Annotated in this window: 14 protein-coding genes; 10 read left to right on the top strand and 4 right to left on the bottom strand. The window is 37.0% G+C overall.

The genetic code is table 11. From position 1 onward, the window contains the following. Positions 1-64 precede the first annotated feature (64 nt). Positions 65-751: a zinc metallopeptidase gene (locus tag B154_RS0126410; protein WP_018617368.1), complete on the bottom strand. Its 687-nt coding sequence runs from the start codon at positions 749-751 to the stop codon at positions 65-67. A gap of 384 nt (positions 752-1,135) precedes the next feature. Between B154_RS0126410 and radA the strand changes: the two genes are divergently transcribed. From radA to B154_RS0126390, 4 genes are all read left to right on the top strand, one after another. Beyond that, positions 1,136-2,509: a DNA repair protein RadA gene (gene radA / locus B154_RS0126405; protein WP_018617367.1), complete on the top strand. Its 1,374-nt coding sequence runs from the start codon at positions 1,136-1,138 to the stop codon at positions 2,507-2,509. Between the two features lie 74 nt (positions 2,510-2,583). Further along, positions 2,584-3,282 carry a ComF family protein gene (locus B154_RS0126400; protein WP_026260466.1) on the top strand — a complete coding sequence of 233 codons (699 nt, stop codon included), beginning with the start codon at positions 2,584-2,586 and terminating at the stop codon, positions 3,280-3,282. A 34-nt stretch (positions 3,283-3,316) separates the two neighbouring features. Continuing rightward, on the top strand, positions 3,317-4,702 hold the full coding sequence (locus B154_RS0126395; protein ID WP_018617365.1) for a hypothetical protein: 1,386 nt from the start codon (positions 3,317-3,319) through the stop codon (positions 4,700-4,702). A gap of 61 nt (positions 4,703-4,763) precedes the next feature. Next, positions 4,764-5,324, top strand: coding sequence for a glutathione peroxidase (locus B154_RS0126390; protein ID WP_018617364.1), 561 nt, complete (start codon positions 4,764-4,766; stop codon positions 5,322-5,324). A 102-nt stretch (positions 5,325-5,426) separates the two neighbouring features. Here the strand turns inward: B154_RS0126390 and nadB are convergent, their stop codons facing one another. The 3 genes from nadB to B154_RS0126375 form a co-directional block, all read right to left on the bottom strand. Beyond that, the gene (gene nadB / locus B154_RS0126385) at positions 5,427-7,049 is read right to left on the bottom strand and encodes an L-aspartate oxidase (protein ID WP_018617363.1); all 1,623 of its coding nucleotides are present in this window, start codon (positions 7,047-7,049) and stop codon (positions 5,427-5,429) included. Positions 7,050-7,199: 150 nt separating this feature from the next. Further along, the gene (locus B154_RS0126380; protein WP_018617362.1) at positions 7,200-7,511 is read right to left on the bottom strand and encodes a hypothetical protein; all 312 of its coding nucleotides are present in this window, start codon (positions 7,509-7,511) and stop codon (positions 7,200-7,202) included. Positions 7,512-7,585: 74 nt separating this feature from the next. Continuing rightward, positions 7,586-7,960 (bottom strand): hypothetical protein, encoded by a 375-nt coding sequence (locus tag B154_RS0126375; RefSeq protein ID WP_018617361.1) that lies wholly within the window; start codon positions 7,958-7,960, stop codon positions 7,586-7,588. A gap of 185 nt (positions 7,961-8,145) precedes the next feature. On the opposite strand from B154_RS0126375, the gene B154_RS0126370 reads away from it, so the two are divergent. The 6 genes from B154_RS0126370 to B154_RS0126340 all read left to right on the top strand — a co-directional run bounded on the left by B154_RS0126370 (position 8,146) and on the right by B154_RS0126340 (position 16,482). After that, positions 8,146-8,472 carry a single-stranded DNA-binding protein gene (locus tag B154_RS0126370; protein ID WP_018617360.1) on the top strand — a complete coding sequence of 109 codons (327 nt, stop codon included), beginning with the start codon at positions 8,146-8,148 and terminating at the stop codon, positions 8,470-8,472. Positions 8,473-8,681: 209 nt separating this feature from the next. Next, positions 8,682-9,407: a 2-phosphosulfolactate phosphatase gene (locus B154_RS0126365; RefSeq protein WP_026260465.1), complete on the top strand. Its 726-nt coding sequence runs from the start codon at positions 8,682-8,684 to the stop codon at positions 9,405-9,407. A 484-nt stretch (positions 9,408-9,891) separates the two neighbouring features. Continuing rightward, positions 9,892-13,650, top strand: a complete 3,759-nt coding sequence (locus B154_RS0126355; RefSeq protein WP_018617357.1) for a DEAD/DEAH box helicase — start codon at positions 9,892-9,894, stop codon at positions 13,648-13,650. Between the two features lie 402 nt (positions 13,651-14,052). Continuing rightward, positions 14,053-14,754 (top strand): GNAT family N-acetyltransferase, encoded by a 702-nt coding sequence (locus B154_RS0126350; RefSeq protein ID WP_018617356.1) that lies wholly within the window; start codon positions 14,053-14,055, stop codon positions 14,752-14,754. A 35-nt stretch (positions 14,755-14,789) separates the two neighbouring features. Beyond that, positions 14,790-15,992 (top strand): argininosuccinate synthase, encoded by a 1,203-nt coding sequence (locus tag B154_RS0126345; RefSeq protein WP_018617355.1) that lies wholly within the window; start codon positions 14,790-14,792, stop codon positions 15,990-15,992. Between the two features lie 133 nt (positions 15,993-16,125). Beyond that, positions 16,126-16,482: a cupin domain-containing protein gene (locus tag B154_RS0126340; protein WP_018617354.1), complete on the top strand. Its 357-nt coding sequence runs from the start codon at positions 16,126-16,128 to the stop codon at positions 16,480-16,482. The last annotated feature ends 67 nt before the right edge of the window (positions 16,483-16,549 follow it).

The following is a 16,549-nucleotide window of genomic DNA, read 5'->3' as shown; positions in this document are numbered from 1 at the left end:
TGGTTGCAATAACCGTAATATTAGTGCTTAAAAAGTTTTTACTTCCTTTTGTAACGTTTATCGTTTAATTCCTGTTTCTATGACCTAAGAAGATGAATATGTATTGTATCAGGATAACAAGGGAGGCAATTGCAGCTACCACATATGTCATTGCACCCCATTTTAAAGCATCTTTTGCTTTATCGTGTTGTTCTCCATAAGCAATATTAGTAGTGTTTAGCCAAGCCAAAGCTCTTTTGCTCGCGTCAAGTTCTACAGGCAAAGTAATGAAAGCAAAAAGCGTAGTCATTGCAAACAAAGCAATCCCTAACAACAATAATGCGGGGAATACATTTATCAGCAGGATGCCTGCAAGCAAAACCCATTGAACAATATTACTGCTAAATTGAACTACAGGTACAATTGCGCTTCGCATTGTTAACCATTGATATGCTTTTGCATGTTGCACTGCGTGCCCACATTCATGAGCAGCTACGGCGGCGGAAGCAATGCTTCTACCACTATATACCCCTTCACTTAAATTTACAGTTTTGTTTGCCGGGTTATAATGGTCGCTTAACTGGCCGTCAACAGAAGTTACTTTTACATCATAAATTCCATTGTCTCTTAGCATCTTCTCAGCTACTTCGCTACCCGACATTCCGTTTCTTAATGGAATGCGACTGTATTCAGCAAACTTTCCTTTTAACGTTGAAGAAACCAAAAAGCTTATTCCTACAAAAATTAGTGATATTAAAAATATAGAAGACATTTTTTATTCTTTTATGTATATATTATCAAATTATCATCCAAAGCCTCACCAATCAAACCGAGTGTCTGGAAGACTTGCGGCTTTAGGACATGTTGGCTGATTTGCTGAGGTGGGGAGACATTCTGTCCTAAAAGGACTATTTTTATGTGTAGAATTTAGCAATTTTGTTGATTTTAAGCGAATAAAAGCAAGTAAAAGTTATTCACACGGTCAAAAATTATTTTTGAAATGTGAGTCATATTTGTAATTTAGTGTCAGAATTTAATGGGTTAGTAAGTAACAGGGTTGGTATTCTTACCGACCCTTTTGTGTTTTTTATACGTTTTATCTATTTCTCTTTTGTTAAAGCTTATTCTTTACATCGTTCAAAACTACCTTTAGGGCATGAGCAAAGTTAAGACAGCTTATTTCTGCAGTAGTTGTGGGTATGAAAGTGCAAAGTGGCTTGGAAAATGCCCATCATGTAATTCCTGGAACACGTTTGTTGAAGAAGTTATAACAAAAGGAACAGAAAAAAATGACAATGATTGGAAGGATTATACTGGTGGCAAACGTACCTCAAAAACGATTTTATTAAACAATGTAAGTGCTAAAGAAGAAGACCGTATTTTAACCACTGATACAGAATTGAATCGTGTTTTGGGAGGTGGCATTGTTCCCGGTAGTATTGTATTGGTCGCAGGTGAACCGGGTATCGGAAAAAGCACTCTTTTTTTACAAATCGGCCTTCACCTTAAAAATATAAGCACATTATATATAAGTGGGGAAGAAAGTGAGCAGCAAATAAAAATGCGGGCAGACAGGCTAAAAAGTTCAAACCATGATTTTTACCTTCTTACCGAGACAAATACAAATGTTTTATTCCAGGAAATTAAAAAACTAAGACCACAACTGGTCATTGTAGATTCTATTCAGACGTTGCAATCTAACTTTATAGAGTCATCACCGGGAAGCGTTTCACAAATAAGGGAGTGTGCTGCAGAGTTTCAAAGATTTGCCAAAGAAACAAATACCCCGGTTTTTTTAATAGGGCATATAACTAAAGACGGAAGCATTGCCGGGCCAAAAATACTTGAGCACATGGTTGATACAGTTTTGCAGTTTGAAGGAGACAGGCATTACGCATATAGAATTTTAAGGACTATAAAGAACCGCTTTGGAAGTACAGCTGAGTTAGGTATTTATGAAATGACAGGCGATGGAATGAGAAGCGTAACTAATCCTTCCGAAATTTTAATTACTCAAAAAGAAGAACAGTTAAGCGGAAGTGCCATTGCAGCAACGCTTGAAGGCATAAGACCTTTATTAATAGAAGTGCAGGCCTTGGTAACCCAAAGTGTTTACGGTACCCCACAGCGAACAGTAAGTGGATTTGATCTGCGCAGGTTGCAGTTATTACTGGCAGTTTTAGAGAAACGTGGAGGTTTTCATTTTGGTATAAAAGATGTCTTTGTAAATATAGCGGGTGGGCTTAAAGTGGAGGACCCCTCGATCGACTTATCAGTTATCTGCGCGTTATTAAGCAGTTTCGAAGACGTGCCTCTACCTCAAAAGATTTGTTTTACAGGAGAAGTCGGATTAAATGGAGAAATAAGAGCTGTTAATAGAATTGAACAAAGAATAGCAGAAGCAGAAAAACTTGGATTTGAAAAAATTGTCGTTTCGAAATATAATAAAAAAGGATTTGATAAATTAAAATTTGGGATACAGGTATTGCCCGTAGGCGAAGTGCAGGAAGTCTATAGGATATTGTTTTAAAAACAGAGGCAGGAATGTAAATTAAAGCATAACAAATTCTGCCTTTTCACAATAAAGCTTGAATTAAACTTCTCATGCTAAATCTTAAATCATCTATACCTGATTTTGTTCATCTATTCTTCCCGCATGTGTGCATTGGTTGCGGTACTGATATTTTAGATGATCAGCATCAGTTGTGTTTAAGATGTCTATCTGATTTGCCAGTCACTAATTTTTTTTCACAACCTAATAATCCGGTCGAAAAAAAATTTTATGGAAGAATGCCGGTAAAAAACGGCGGGGCAGGGTATTTTTTCACAAAAGACTCTTTGCTGGAAACACTTATTTATGAATTGAAATACAAAGGCAATAAAGATATAGGAATTTACCTTGGCCAAATCCTTGCAAAGTTTCTTACCGCAAGTAGCCGTTTTGATGAAGTAGACGTTTTGGTGCCCCTGCCATTAAATCCTAAGCGTGAAAAGAAAAGAGGATATAACCAGGCATCTGCTATATGTACCGGAATCTCATCAGCCTGGAAAAAACCGGTAATTGACAAAGCGGTAATAAGAAAAGTTTATACAGAAACACAAACGCAACGGGGGAGAGTTACAAGGTGGGAAAATATGGAAGGTGTGTTTGCCATATCAGATTCGTCTGCAATCAAAAACAAACATATTTTATTGGTCGACGATGTAATAACTACTGGCGCATCACTGGAAGCGTGTGGTTCAGAAATATTAAAAGTTGCAGGTACTACACTTAGCATTGCCACTTTGGCCGCGACCGTATAAATGTTTTTAATTTACTTTTGAAAGAATGAAATACATGCAAAAAAGCATTGTTGTCGTTTTACTTATTCTTATTGTATTTTCTTGTAGAAAAATATCTTTTATTAACAGCCCCAATGCATCCCTTAGCTTTTCAACAGATACGTTGCATTTTGATACCGCTTTTACAACAACAGGTTCGGTTACACAATCGTTCAAAATATTTAATCAGAACGATCAAAAGCTGCGTCTGTCTCAAATACAGTTGATAGGAGGCTCTGCATCTCCTTTTAAAATAAACGTAGATGGAACTGCCGGTGTAAACTTTTCGGGTGTAGAACTTGAACCCGGCGATAGTATTTATGTTTTTGTTTCAGTAACAATCAATCCAAATACATCCAACTTACCTTTTGTTGTTACTGACAGTATTTTAGTTAGTTATAATGGCAATAATAAATATTTACAATTGCAGGCGTATGGACAAAATGCGCACTTCTTTCGTAATAAAAGAATAACTGCTGACACCATTTGGAACAATAATTTGCCTTTTGTAATTCTTGGTGGCCTATCAGTTGACAGCAATGTTACACTAACGATTAATAAAGGATGTAAAATTTATACTCATGCCGATGCTCCTTTAGTTATAAATGGATCTTTAAAGGTAAATGGAGGAGTCGACGACAGCACCCGAGTCGTTTTTAGCGGAGATCGTTTAGACCCTGTTTACCGTGACCTTCCTGCTGGGTGGCCAGGTATTACTTTCACTACCTCCAGCATAAATAATGTGCTTACTTATGTAATTATTAAAAATGCTTACCAGGGCATAGTAACTCAATCGTCTGTTGGTGACTCCCCGAAAATTACCTTAAACCAATGCATTATAGATAATATTTACGATGCAGGAATCGTAAGCGTGGCCAGCAGCATCAAAGCTGTTAATTGTTTAATCAGCAATTGTGGAAATAATATTTCAATTGCAGGCGGAGGCCTTTATTCTTTTGATTTTTGCACTGTCGCAAGCTATGCAACAGATTATATTGACCATAAAAAACCTGTACTTTTCCTGAGTAATAGTTACAATGAAAATCTTGTATTTGCTTTAATTGCGCATTTTCGCAACTGCATTTTTTATGGAGATGGAGGGATTGTGCCTAATGAATTAATCGTGGATAAGAAAGCCACTGCAGCGCCTTTTGATGTAGCCTTTGAAAATGTTCTTTATAAAAATAAAGATGACACAATAGATTCTCTTTTTACGAATAGCATAAAGAACCAGCTGCCTGAGTTTGACAGTATTGATGCAGGAAGAAGAATTTTTAACTTTCGCCTTAAACCAACGTCTCCCGCTATCAATAAAGGTGTTTTTACCGGTAATACCATTGATCTTGATGGCAAAATGCGGGGAACGTTAAACTTACCGGACTTAGGTTGTTATGAACAATAAAATAGTAGATTTGATTAAACTTTAATAATTATTTGTTGTTAAATACATAAACCTACCTTTTATGAACAAATTTCTTCTGCTTGCAGCATTATTTATCGCCTGCACCTCAGGAACACCAAAAGATAAACCAATGGAAACAAAAGCTTACCCAAAAAGTATATATGAATTTAAAGTTCCGTCAATAGAAGGAGGTACAATAGATTTTTCAAAATATAAAGGGAAGAAAATTTTAGTAGTAAACACTGCAAGCAAATGTGGTTTTACACCACAATATGAAGGCCTTGAAAAACTATATAAAGATTACCAGGACAAATTAGTTATTGTTGGTTTTCCGGCAAATAATTTTGGCCAACAGGAGCCTGGTACAAATGAAGAAATTCAAAAGTTTTGCAAAGTAAGATATGGAGTAACATTTCCATTGGCAAGCAAAGTTGATGTAGTAGGAGAAAGTGCTGATCCGTTGTTTAAATGGCTTACAAGCAAAGAAGAAAATGGTGTTTTAGATGCGACCATTGCCTGGAATTTTACAAAGTTTCTTTTAGATGAAAATGGAAAATTGATAGCTTCATTCCCAAGTAAGGTAACGCCTGATTCGGAAGAAATTTTAAAATATCTCAAATAATAAAAAGCCTCTCAGGATATTTTTATCATCAAATCCTTTTAGTCAAATTTGTCTGAAAGGATTTTTTTTATGTCCTCAGCCAAAATAACTTTTTAGTATTTTTTATAGCACAATATTCTCTACCAGCGCACTCTTTTCAGGATAGTCAGTATTGAAATGCAAACCGCGGCTTTCTTTTCTAAAAGATGCGCCTTTTACAATAAGGTAACCAACGGTTATCAGGTTTCGCAGTTCGCACAATTGCGGAGAAACCTTTGTAGAGCGATATAATTCTTCTGTTTCTTCAAATAGCAAATCTAGTCTTTTAGATGCCCGGGCTAAACGTACGTTTGTGCGTACGATACCAACGTAATCACTCATTATTTGTTGCAGTTCTTTCAGGCTCTGGGTTATCAAAATCATTTCTTTTGGCTCCCTGGTACCCTCCGCATTCCAGTCAGGAATATTATTGCCAGCCCAGTTATTACCTAACGACAAATAATCATCTACCTCTTCAAACCTTTTTATTGAATCAAGATAAGCACGATGACCAAAAACCATTGCCTCAAGCAGGCTGTTACTGGCTAAGCGATTCGCTCCGTGTAATCCTGTACTTGCACATTCGCCGCAGGCGTACAAATTTCTTATTGAGGTTCTCGCATGCTCATCAGTTTTAATGCCACCGCAACTGTAGTGCGCAGCAGGAGCTACGGGTATCATATCTTTTGTAACATCAATTCCTATGCTTAAGCATTTTTCATAAATGTTTGGAAAATGATGAATGAACTTTTCTTGTGACATATGCCGGCAATCGAGGTAAACATGTTCGGTACCATTTTTTTTCATCTCACTATCAATAGCGCGGGCAACAATATCGCGGGGAGCAAGATCTTTACGGGCATCATACTTCTCCATAAAAGCCTCGCCGGTTTTATTTCTCAATATGCCACCATCCCCTCTAACAGCCTCTGTAATTAAAAAAGAAGGAGAAACACCAGGTTGATATAAAGCTGTAGGATGAAATTGGATAAACTCCATATTCTCGATCCTGCCTTTTGCACGGTACACCATCGCAACTCCATCGCCGGTTGCAATGATAGGATTGGTCGTAGTTCTATATGCCTGTCCATTTCCGCCTGTTGCCAATACGGTAACTTTTGCAGTTATTTTTTCAATTTCATTGTTTACAAGATTTAAAACATATACGCCATAACATTCTATATCTAAAGTTGATTTAGTTACGAGATATCCCAGGTGATGCTGGGTTAGCAGGTCTATTACAAAGCAATGAGTAATTAATTGAATGTTTGGCAGAGCCTGAATGGTTTGCAGCATAGCTCTTTCCATTTCCTTGCCGGTCACGTCTTTATGGTGCAAGATGCGGTTTACACTGTGGCCGCCTTCTTTACCCAGTGAATAATCTCCTGTTGCATCTTTGTCAAACTCGGCTCCCCATTTGATTATTTCCCGTATTCGTTCAGGGCCTTCCTTTACCACTATTTCAACAATCTTTTCATTACACAGGCCGTCGCCTGCTATTAATGTATCTTCTATATGTTTTTGATAGCTGTCATTTACGTCATCCCAAACTCCCGCTATGCCACCCTGTGCATACTTTGTATTTGTTTCATCAGATTGGGCTTTTGTTATTACAACAACCTTTTTATCAGGTTTTGCTTGTGCTACCTTGAGTGCATAAGTAAGACCTGCTATTCCAGAGCCAATGACAAGAAAATCAGTTTGCATGAAATGTCTTTTTATAAAAAACGATGCGTAAAGATATAAAGTACAAGAGTGCGACGCAACGTCAGTATTATAGAATTACGAAATGCCAGGTTCCAAAAATAAAAAAGCACCCTTGATAGAGTGCCTGAAGAAATAGTATTGAAAACCATTTTACGATTCCTCATCTTTTGCCTGCGCTTCAAGGCCTTTATTCAGTTCAATATCTCCATATGCTTTTCGCTCTGCTGTGCCCGCTCTGTCAGTTCCTGCAGCACCATCACTGTTAGATTGCAAATCATCAATACCTGATGAAGTTACTTTATTGTCTTCCTTTGTGTGATCGCTCTTTTTGTTTTGCTCAAACTCCGACTTCGTTTGCAATCTGCTATCTCCAAGGTAAAGTGCACTCGTATCAAGGTTTTCATTTTTATCTTTCTCTTCTTGCCCTTGCTGGTTTAGATTGTTTTGTTGTTCGTCATTCATTTCAGATAATTTATACTAATACTGCTAATGTTGTGCCAACAAGACATATAACAGGGAATAATGATTTGGTTTGCTTATAACCCCGGTTCTTTTCTTTTTACAACTAAAAGCCAGTCGCCTTCAAGTATTAAATAACCAAATTCGTAGCAGAAATAATAAATATTTCCTTTTTTATTTGTGTATGTGTGCGTAAAATATTTGAACTGAAATCCTTTTTCCAGCATTTTCTGCTTTGTAATTTTTGCCATTTCTTCTGGTCCCGCAAGTGCTTCTTCTAAAATTCTCCTGTTGCGCCTAAGTATATTATTTATATTTCTGACGTAGGCATTTGAGTCGCTGTTTAATTTATTGTTGTAGCTGTTGCGGCACAAGTCATCGCAAAACTTTTTATCGGCCCTGCCTTTTAATGGTTTGCTGCATTCCATGCATTTTTTGTCAATGCTATCCATAAACAATACTTATGGTTTTTAAACTATTCAATTTCTTATTATCCGTTTATAAATGCTTAAAAGTAACTATATACGAATATAAGTGGGCAACTACCAATTGTCTCTTTTGCACGCATTCATATTTGCATCATTATAAAATAGAATTTGGTAACAGAAAATAATCAAAAACATTACAATTAAAAAAAATGAAGAACAAAGTACAACTGATTGGTCATTTAGGTGCAAATCCTGAAATTAAAACATTAGAAGGGGGCAAAAAAGTTGCGAGAATTAATATTGCAACAAATGAAGTTTATACAAATGCAAAAGGAGAAAAGGTAACAGAAACTCAATGGCATAACGTGGTTGCATGGGGAAAAACGGCTGAAATTGCAGAAAGAATTTTTAGCAAAGGTTTGGAAGTTCTGATTGATGGTAAACTTGTTAACCGAAGCTATACTGATAAAGATGGCCATAAGAGATTTGTAACAGAAGTACAGGCTAATGAGTTATTGGTGTTTTCGAAAAAATAAATGTATCCAAATGCCGCTGATGATTTTACCAACGGCGGCATTTATTTTAAATCGATACTTTCAGCATAAATACCTAAATCCGATATGCAAGTATAATTTACACTCATTTGATTTTTACTATAAACGAATAAATTGCAATACTCGATGTTTTTATTTGATTAAAAATGCGCTGTTCGGCAATTTAGCATTATGCTTTTATCTTTGCGGCCATGGATAAAAAACCTACGTTGTTCACTTGTCTTTCACCCGCATTGCTTCATTTGTTTGATTTGCACAACGCAGTAGTGGTAATAATAGATGTTTTTCGTGCCACTACAACAATTGCAACTGCTTTGTACAATGGCGCAGCAAGGGTAATACCTGTTGCCGAAGTTGAAGAATGCAAAAGACTTGGAAATGTAATTAGTGGCTCTATTACCGCGGGTGAACGTGATGGAAAGGTAATTGAAGGATTACAATATGGAAATTCACCTACAGAATATCCTCGTGAATTCATTGAAAATAAAACACTTGTTTTAACCACTACAAATGGTACAAAGCTTTTACATATGGCTTTTGCAAAAGGCTGTTCTGAAGTAATCACAGGTGCCTTTGCTAATTTAAGCTCAGTTTGCGATTACCTCGTCAGCCAGGAAAAAAATGTAATACTAGGCTGTTCCGGCTGGAAAGATAAATTTAATCTCGAGGACACCTTGTTCGCAGGCGCTGTTATTGACAAGGTAAAGGAACAATTTGTTATACACGACGACTCGAGTCTTATGGCCAGAGAAATCTTTAGGCAGCAGCGGAATGATCTGTATAGTTTTATTCAGCACACAACACATTGGCACCGGTTGGCAGCTTATGGATTGCATAAAGATCTGGAGTATTGTGTTTCTACCGATGTTGCAAACGTGCTGCCTATTTATAGAAACGGTGAACTGGTTGTAGCGTAGTGTTCAATCTCTTTACCTGGAAAAAGAATTGAAAGTTAAAATTTAGCACGTGTTACCTAAAGTGGAAATACTTATAAAGGAATTTCCATTGTAATGCCAGTTTATAGTTTACATGTGCCGGAGATACTTTTATCATTTCATATTGAGAAACATGGCGCAAAATTATTTTTACTCCCCTATTTTAATAAGAAGTTTTGCCTTTTTAGAAACATGTCATCCGTCTTGTGCAATCAAAAATTTAAATATTTCTAATAGCTATTTGTAAAAGCTTCTTTTTATTTGAACTACCCAGTCTTAACAAGATTTTATTACATCTTTTTCATTCCATTTCTTAACTGGGTGGTTTTTGTTTACTTTTGCAAATTGCCCTTTTCGGTAACGATGGCTACCGGTAACAACCAGGGTGATAGTATTTTTAAAGATAGAAAAACTATTAAATTCATTAATACTGTTATTTGTCATCGGTCAACAACAAAGAATATACATGGCTTTACCGCATCTAATAAAACATATTTACAATAACGGCACAGACGAAGTTATACGTCGGGGAAAGAAGATTCACGCAATTGGCAATGTAGAGTTAATGGAATATGATGACCTTATGTCCTCCGTTACATTTCGTGTAAAAGATGACATTTATTCTACCTATTATAAAGTTCTGATAAATAAGTTTAAAGAATCTTCTACTTTATCTCTCAGGTGCAGTTGTCCTTACAATCTTGGTGAGATATGTCGTCATGAATCTGCTGCATTGTTTCAATTGCAGGAATTGCTTGATCGCAATATGCTTAATGAAAAAGACCTTGTATATGACCAGAAGCATACGGTTGTAAAAATGAAGCAGCTTGACCTGAAGATGATACGGGTTCTTACTTCTCCCCAATCTTATACAGAAGCTGAAGAATACCTGCGAAGCAATAAAGCAACCATTATTGAGGCTAAGGACGAAAGGGTTAAAGCGGAGGTCGAGTTCGATCAGGTAACTTATAAGGTAGTTATTCAAAAGAATGAGGAAAGAAATTTCGATACAAGTTGTAATTGCGACAGCGATGACAAACACCCTCTATGTGTACATAAAACGATCGTGCTTGTCCAGTTACTTTCAAGGTATGGTGTAAATTATTTTGACAGTATTCGTAACTGGGATAAAGAAAAAAATAAACTTCTCGAGGCATACGGCTACTCATTGACCGATAACCTGAAAGGAAAGTTTGAATTTGCGTATAAAGACGGAAAACCCTTTTTAAGGGTGCTTGATTCTTCTATTAAACGGATAGCTCCCTCGGGAATTGGTTTACAGAAAAAGCCTGCTTACGAATCTCCTGTTGCAGAAGTTGAAGTGGCAGAAGAGTTGGCAAAACCGGCAGAAATGCAATTAGGACTCGTTTTTATTCAGAATAATGATCAATATCCTTTTGTACAAGTGGAAGGTGTGCAGGGTGAAGTGAATGAAGAGAGAAATGCTTTTACAGGAAAGACTGAAAAGCTAGACCTTAATAAATATATCAATACGGAAGTTTTTAGCGACGACGATAAAATGCTTGTACAGCAATTAAGAAAGCTGCAGTCTACAGAAATAACCCGTCACTTAAACCGAAATTCCCCTTTTAGTGGCATTTGGGAAAATATTGTACAACAGCACAATGATGAACTACCTGAAGAAACACGAAATCTTATTATTGAATTTTTGCTTCCCCGGTATAAAAAGATTTTTTCCGATGCAAGTCCATACTTCTCTTTTCGTTTGCCCGATAGAAAAGCTTTCAATACTGCCAATCTAAAAAAGATTCACTTAAGTGAAGAAGCCGCAGTTCTCAGTTTCAATATTACTTATATTAAACCTTTCTATGAAGTTCAATGCTTCGTAAAGCTTAATCATATTGAAGTTCCGGTAACAGAAAGTGAGATGACTTCTCCGCTCCTTTTCTGCTACAACGATACTTTATTCCTCTTTGAAAAACCAAAGGATTCCCTTTTAGTTGAAAAGTTTTTGCCCTCAGGTAAAATAGTGATTGAAGAACGTGAGTGGAGCCGGCAATTGCAGGAAATGATTTTACCATTGGCAAAAGAATACAATGTACAGTTTAACAATGTTAAGCGGGAAGATATAAAGGATTTGAAGCCTGAGGTCAAACTATTGTTGAAAGAAAAAGGTGATTATCTTTTGTTTCAACCGGTTTTTATGTACAAAGGCTATGAAGTAAAACCGCAGGATAAAGAAAAAATCATTATTCCTCAGCAAGATCGTTTACTGGTGATTCAACGGCAGACGGAAGAAGAGAAGGCTATTGTAAAGAAAATAGAAAGTCTTCATTCACAATTCATTCGCCCTGATGAGTCTGATAATTTGGTTTTGAAAGGTGCAGAAGTGCTGAAAAACAATTGGTTTTTTCTTTTTATAGATGCAATGAAGGAAATGGAAATCCCGGTTTTTGGATTTGAAGCATTAAAAAACTTTCGTTTCAATACTGCCAAGCCTTCTACAAAAATTTATATCAGTAGCCATACCGATTGGTTCGATGCGAAAGTGGAAATATATTTCGGCGAGCAAAAGATCACTGTGGCTGATGTAAAAAAAGCCTTCGCAAACAAGCAACAGTTTGTGCAGTTGCAGGATGGATCTTTGGGTATTTTGCCAGAAGAGTGGATTAAGAAATACTCTTTGTTATTTAGGGTAGGCGAGGGCAAAAGCGAAAAGATGAAGCTAAGCCGCTATCATTTTAGCGTCATTGAAGAATTGTACGAAAACCGTAACGAAGAAGAATTGTTTTTTCAGCTGGAAGAGCGTTATGATAAGCTGAAAGACTTTAAAAATATTGATCCCATTGAAGCTCCGGAACATCTTAAACCGATCCTCCGTCCTTATCAGGAGTCTGGATTCCAATGGCTGAATTATTTGCATGAAGTAAATTGGGGTGGCATACTTGCTGATGATATGGGTCTTGGTAAAACTATCCAGGCACTTTCGTTTATTCAGCATGTAAAAGAAACAAAAGGTTCTTTAAAAGCACTTGTTGTTTGCCCAACAACGTTGATGTATAACTGGGAAAATGAGATAAAAAAGTTTACTGATTCTCTTAGTTATTATATACATCACGGGTCAGTAAGGGATAAAAAACTGGTATCACATCCACAGGCCGATATTATTATTACCACATACGGAACATTAAGAAGTGATATAAAATCTTTTGTAGAACCAGAGTTTGATTATATAATTCTTGATGAGAGCCAGGCAATTAAAAATCCTTCAAGCAAGGTAACAAAAGCAGCGAGCCTGCTAAAAGCCAAAAGCCGTCTTTGCCTAAGTGGTACTCCGTTACAAAACAACACTTTCGACATTTTTGCCCAAATGAATTTTCTTAATCCCGGAATGTTGGGGACCATGGAATTTTTCAAGCAAGAGTTTGCAGTTCCTATTGATAAGTTTGGCGAGCAGGAGCAAAAAGAGCATCTTAGAAAACTGCTTTACCCGTTTATTCTGCGTAGAACCAAAGAGCAGGTTGCGAAAGATCTTCCGGATAAAACAGAGATGATACTCTTCTGTGAAATGGGTGATGAGCAACGCAAGATTTACGATGCGTTCCGAAATGACTTCCGCGATAAAATTCTGGGTGTGGTAGAAAGTCAGGGAATAGGAAGGTCTCAGTTAACTATTTTACAGGGCTTAATGAAACTGAGGCAGATTTGCGACAGTCCTGCGATTATGAAAGATGAGGAAAAATTTCCGAACGTTTCCATCAAATTAGATGAGCTGGTACGTGAGATCACAGAAAACATAAGTGACCACAAAGCATTAATATTTTCTCAGTTTCTTGGTATGCTAGCTTTAATTCGTGAAAGGCTTGACGAGATGGGCGTAAAGTATGAATACTTTGATGGAAGCACTTCTGCCCCCGATCGGGAAAAGGCAATCCAGGGTTTTCAGAATGATGAAGATACCAGGGTGTTCCTGATTTCTTTAAAAGCAGGTGGAGTAGGTCTTAACCTGACTGCAGCAGATTATGTTTACATAGTTGACCCCTGGTGGAACCCTGCCGTGGAGCAGCAAGCCATTGACCGTACTCACCGCATAGGTCAGACAAAAAATATTTTTGCCTACCGTATGATTTGTAAAGACACAGTGGAAGATAAGATACTTAAACTACAGGAAAAGAAAAAAGCACTGGCTGCAGATCTTATAACTGATGATGCGGGTTTTGTTAAGAATTTAACAAGAGAAGACCTGGAGTATTTATTCAGCTAATAAAAGAAAAAAGTAGAGAGATTTTGTAAGATTAAAAATTCGGATGTTTTGTAATAATACTGTGTCAGATTCGTTATAATTAAAGCAATTTGACTAAATAAAAAAATTTTACAAAAAAATATTGCTGAAAAAATTCAAAGTATTATACTTTTACATCTTTAAATCATTATTTCACTTTTGATTGTATAAGGAAGTTGGAAAATTTTACCACCCATACACACATTTCTGCAAGGCATCCCTTACTAAAGGGTACTGTAAATATTTTGGGTTCTGATAACTTCTTATTTTTAATCCGACGACCACGCATCTGATTCTGCCTATCACAACACGTATAGGTACAGGTACGACGCGTACCTGTTTTGGCACGATCTTCTTTACAATACTCTTTTAATTTTTATCATAGTGGATCAGCAAATTATCATTAGGGTAGCCAATAGTGGCGATGTTCATTATTCTACAATTATCACAGACGAAATGGAAGCTTCGGCTAAAGCCAGGGGTACTGGCATAGCTAAGCGAAGTCCGGACTATATAGCCCAGAAAATGCAAGAGGGAAAGGCCGTGATAGCGCATTTGCCTGATGGAACCTGGGTAGGATTTTGTTATATAGAGGCGTGGGGACATGATCAGTTCGTAGCAAATAGTGGTTTAATAGTAGCTCCGGCATTTAGAAAAAGCGGCGTAGCAAAGCAGATAAAGAAAAGAGTTTTTGATTTGTCGAGAGAAAAATATCCTCATGCAAAAATATTTGGATTAACCACTGGTCTCGCTGTTATGAAAATAAACAGCGAACTGGGATATGAGCCTGTGACTTATTCTGAATTAACAGATGATGACCAGTTCTGGGCGGGATGTAAGTCATGTGTAAACTACGAGACTCTTATGAGCAAAGACAGAAAGAATTGTTTTTGTACTGCTATGCTTTATGACCCTGCCGATCATTATGAACCGGAGGAGACAGCAGCGGATTTTAAAGCTCATTCCAAGCTTTACGAAAGATTTATGAACGTTAAAAAAAGCCGTTTATTAAAGCTTTTAAAGAAAAAAGAATCGCAGTCAAAATCTAAATCGAGCCTGTTGTTAAGTCCTTTTATCATCCTGTAATTCTCTCTAAAAAACTTTTTAAACCTAATTGTGAAATGTCAAAAAAAGTAGTTCTTGGCTTTAGTGGCGGATTAGATACCTCGTTCTGTGTGAAATACTTTACCGAAGAATTGGGGTACGAGGTGCACAGTATTATTGTAAATACCGGCGGATTTACCAAAGATGAATTAAAGCATATTGAGCATCATGCATATGCTTTAGGGGTAAAAACACATAAGGCGGTCGAAGCTGAAGAAAGTTATTATAATACAATCATTAAATATTTGATTTTTGGAAATGTCTTAAAAAACAATACCTATCCGTTAAGTGTAAGCGCAGAGCGCCTTATCCAAGCGCTTCATATTTCTGATTATGTAGAAGAAATAAATGCTGATGCTGTTGCTCACGGCAGTACTGGTGCCGGCAACGACCAGGTAAGATTCGACATGATTTTCAATATTATGATCCCCGGCATAGAGATAATTACTCCCATTCGTGATCTTAAACTTAGTCGTGAACAAGAAATCGAATATCTCAAGAGTAAGAATGTAGATATGAATTTTGAAAAGTCAGTCTACTCAATCAATAAGGGCCTGTGGGGAACAAGTGTAGGAGGCAGAGAGACCCTTAACTCCTATGGAATGCTACCCGAAGAAGCATGGCCAACCCAGGTAACAGAAGCAGGGTCAGAAGAAATAAAGCTGCATTTTGAAGAAGGCGAGCTGACTGAGGTAAATGGTGAAACTTTTGAAACACCGGTAAAGGCCATTAAATACTTACAGGAAGTAGCAGGACCTTACGGAATAGGAAGAGATATACACGTAGGTGATACCATTATAGGCATAAAAGGTCGTGTAGGTTTTGAAGCAGCGGCACCAATGGTTATTTTAAAAGCGCATCATGCTCTCGAGAAGCATGTGCTTACTAAATGGCAGCTTAGCTGGAAAGACCAGCTTAGCTCATTTTATGGTAACTGGTTGCATGAAGGCCAAATTCTTGACCCTGTAATGCGCGACATAGAAGCTTTTCTTAGAAACAGTCAAAAGCACGTAACAGGAGATGTTTTTATACTATTAAAACCATATCATTTTCAAATAATGGGAATTGAATCAAAATTTGATTTAATGAGTAGCCGGTTTGGTAAATATGGAGAAATGAACAATGGCTGGACGGGTGAAGATGTAAGAGGTTTTAGCAAGATTTTCGGTAATCAGACTATGATCTGGCACCAGGTAAAAGATAGTGCAACTAACAGTTAGACTTTTTTGTAGCCAGCTGCAGATCTCAGTTCTGCTTCTGTTGCGTCGCACTCTTGTACTGGGTTCATTTATTTCAGCAAACAAGTCTTTTGAAATAAAGTATGTTTTTTCTTTTAAACCATAATCTACAACAATGAGTACTCCTTTGGTTGTTTCAAAATTTCATCCGTTACAACAGTACAAGTGGGGTAATAATTGTGAAGCCTGGAGCTTTGTTGACAATACAGACATCAGTATAAAGCTTGAAAGCATGTCTGCCGGTGCTGAGGAAGTTTTACACTATCATAAGCAGGCGCAGCAATTTTTTTATATAATCGAAGGCAAAGCCGTTTTTGAAGTAGATGACGTTATATTAATTGTTCATCAAAATGAGGGATTGCATATTAAAGCAGGTCAAAAGCACAGGATAATGAATAAAGAAGAAAAAAGCCTTGAATTCCTTGTTTATTCACAACCATCTACGCAAGATGACCGGTATAATCTAGTGTAAATGCAGCGGTAAAAGGAAGAAGAGAGATCTTAAGAGATACAAATTCGAAGAATGATGCTTAAAAATA

Source organism: Segetibacter koreensis DSM 18137 (assembly GCF_000374045.1).
GTDB lineage: Bacteria > Bacteroidota > Bacteroidia > Chitinophagales > Chitinophagaceae > Segetibacter > Segetibacter koreensis.
The sequence above is the reverse complement of the archived record's forward strand: the minus strand, read 5'-3'. Positions and strand labels throughout refer to the sequence as shown.

What these genes read in the sequence shown, in the direction of transcription:
- B154_RS0126390 (WP_018617364.1), top strand. Translation starts at nt 4,764, where the DNA reads ATGAACAAATTTCTTCTGCTTGCAGCATTATTTATCGCCTGCACCTCA.
- B154_RS0126375 (WP_018617361.1), bottom strand. Translation starts at nt 7,960, where the DNA reads ATGGATAGCATTGACAAAAAATGCATGGAATGCAGCAAACCATTAAAA.
- nadB (WP_018617363.1), bottom strand. Translation starts at nt 7,049, where the DNA reads ATGCAAACTGATTTTCTTGTCATTGGCTCTGGAATAGCAGGTCTTACT.
- B154_RS0126340 (WP_018617354.1), top strand. Translation starts at nt 16,126, where the DNA reads ATGAGTACTCCTTTGGTTGTTTCAAAATTTCATCCGTTACAACAGTAC.
- B154_RS0126410 (WP_018617368.1), bottom strand. Translation starts at nt 751, where the DNA reads ATGTCTTCTATATTTTTAATATCACTAATTTTTGTAGGAATAAGCTTT.
- B154_RS0126395 (WP_018617365.1), top strand. Translation starts at nt 3,317, where the DNA reads ATGCAAAAAAGCATTGTTGTCGTTTTACTTATTCTTATTGTATTTTCT.
- B154_RS0126365 (WP_026260465.1), top strand. Translation starts at nt 8,682, where the DNA reads ATGGATAAAAAACCTACGTTGTTCACTTGTCTTTCACCCGCATTGCTT.
- B154_RS0126355 (WP_018617357.1), top strand. Translation starts at nt 9,892, where the DNA reads ATGGCTTTACCGCATCTAATAAAACATATTTACAATAACGGCACAGAC.
- B154_RS0126345 (WP_018617355.1), top strand. Translation starts at nt 14,790, where the DNA reads ATGTCAAAAAAAGTAGTTCTTGGCTTTAGTGGCGGATTAGATACCTCG.
- B154_RS0126380 (WP_018617362.1), bottom strand. Translation starts at nt 7,511, where the DNA reads ATGAATGACGAACAACAAAACAATCTAAACCAGCAAGGGCAAGAAGAG.
- B154_RS0126370 (WP_018617360.1), top strand. Translation starts at nt 8,146, where the DNA reads ATGAAGAACAAAGTACAACTGATTGGTCATTTAGGTGCAAATCCTGAA.
- B154_RS0126400 (WP_026260466.1), top strand. Translation starts at nt 2,584, where the DNA reads ATGCTAAATCTTAAATCATCTATACCTGATTTTGTTCATCTATTCTTC.
- radA (WP_018617367.1), top strand. Translation starts at nt 1,136, where the DNA reads ATGAGCAAAGTTAAGACAGCTTATTTCTGCAGTAGTTGTGGGTATGAA.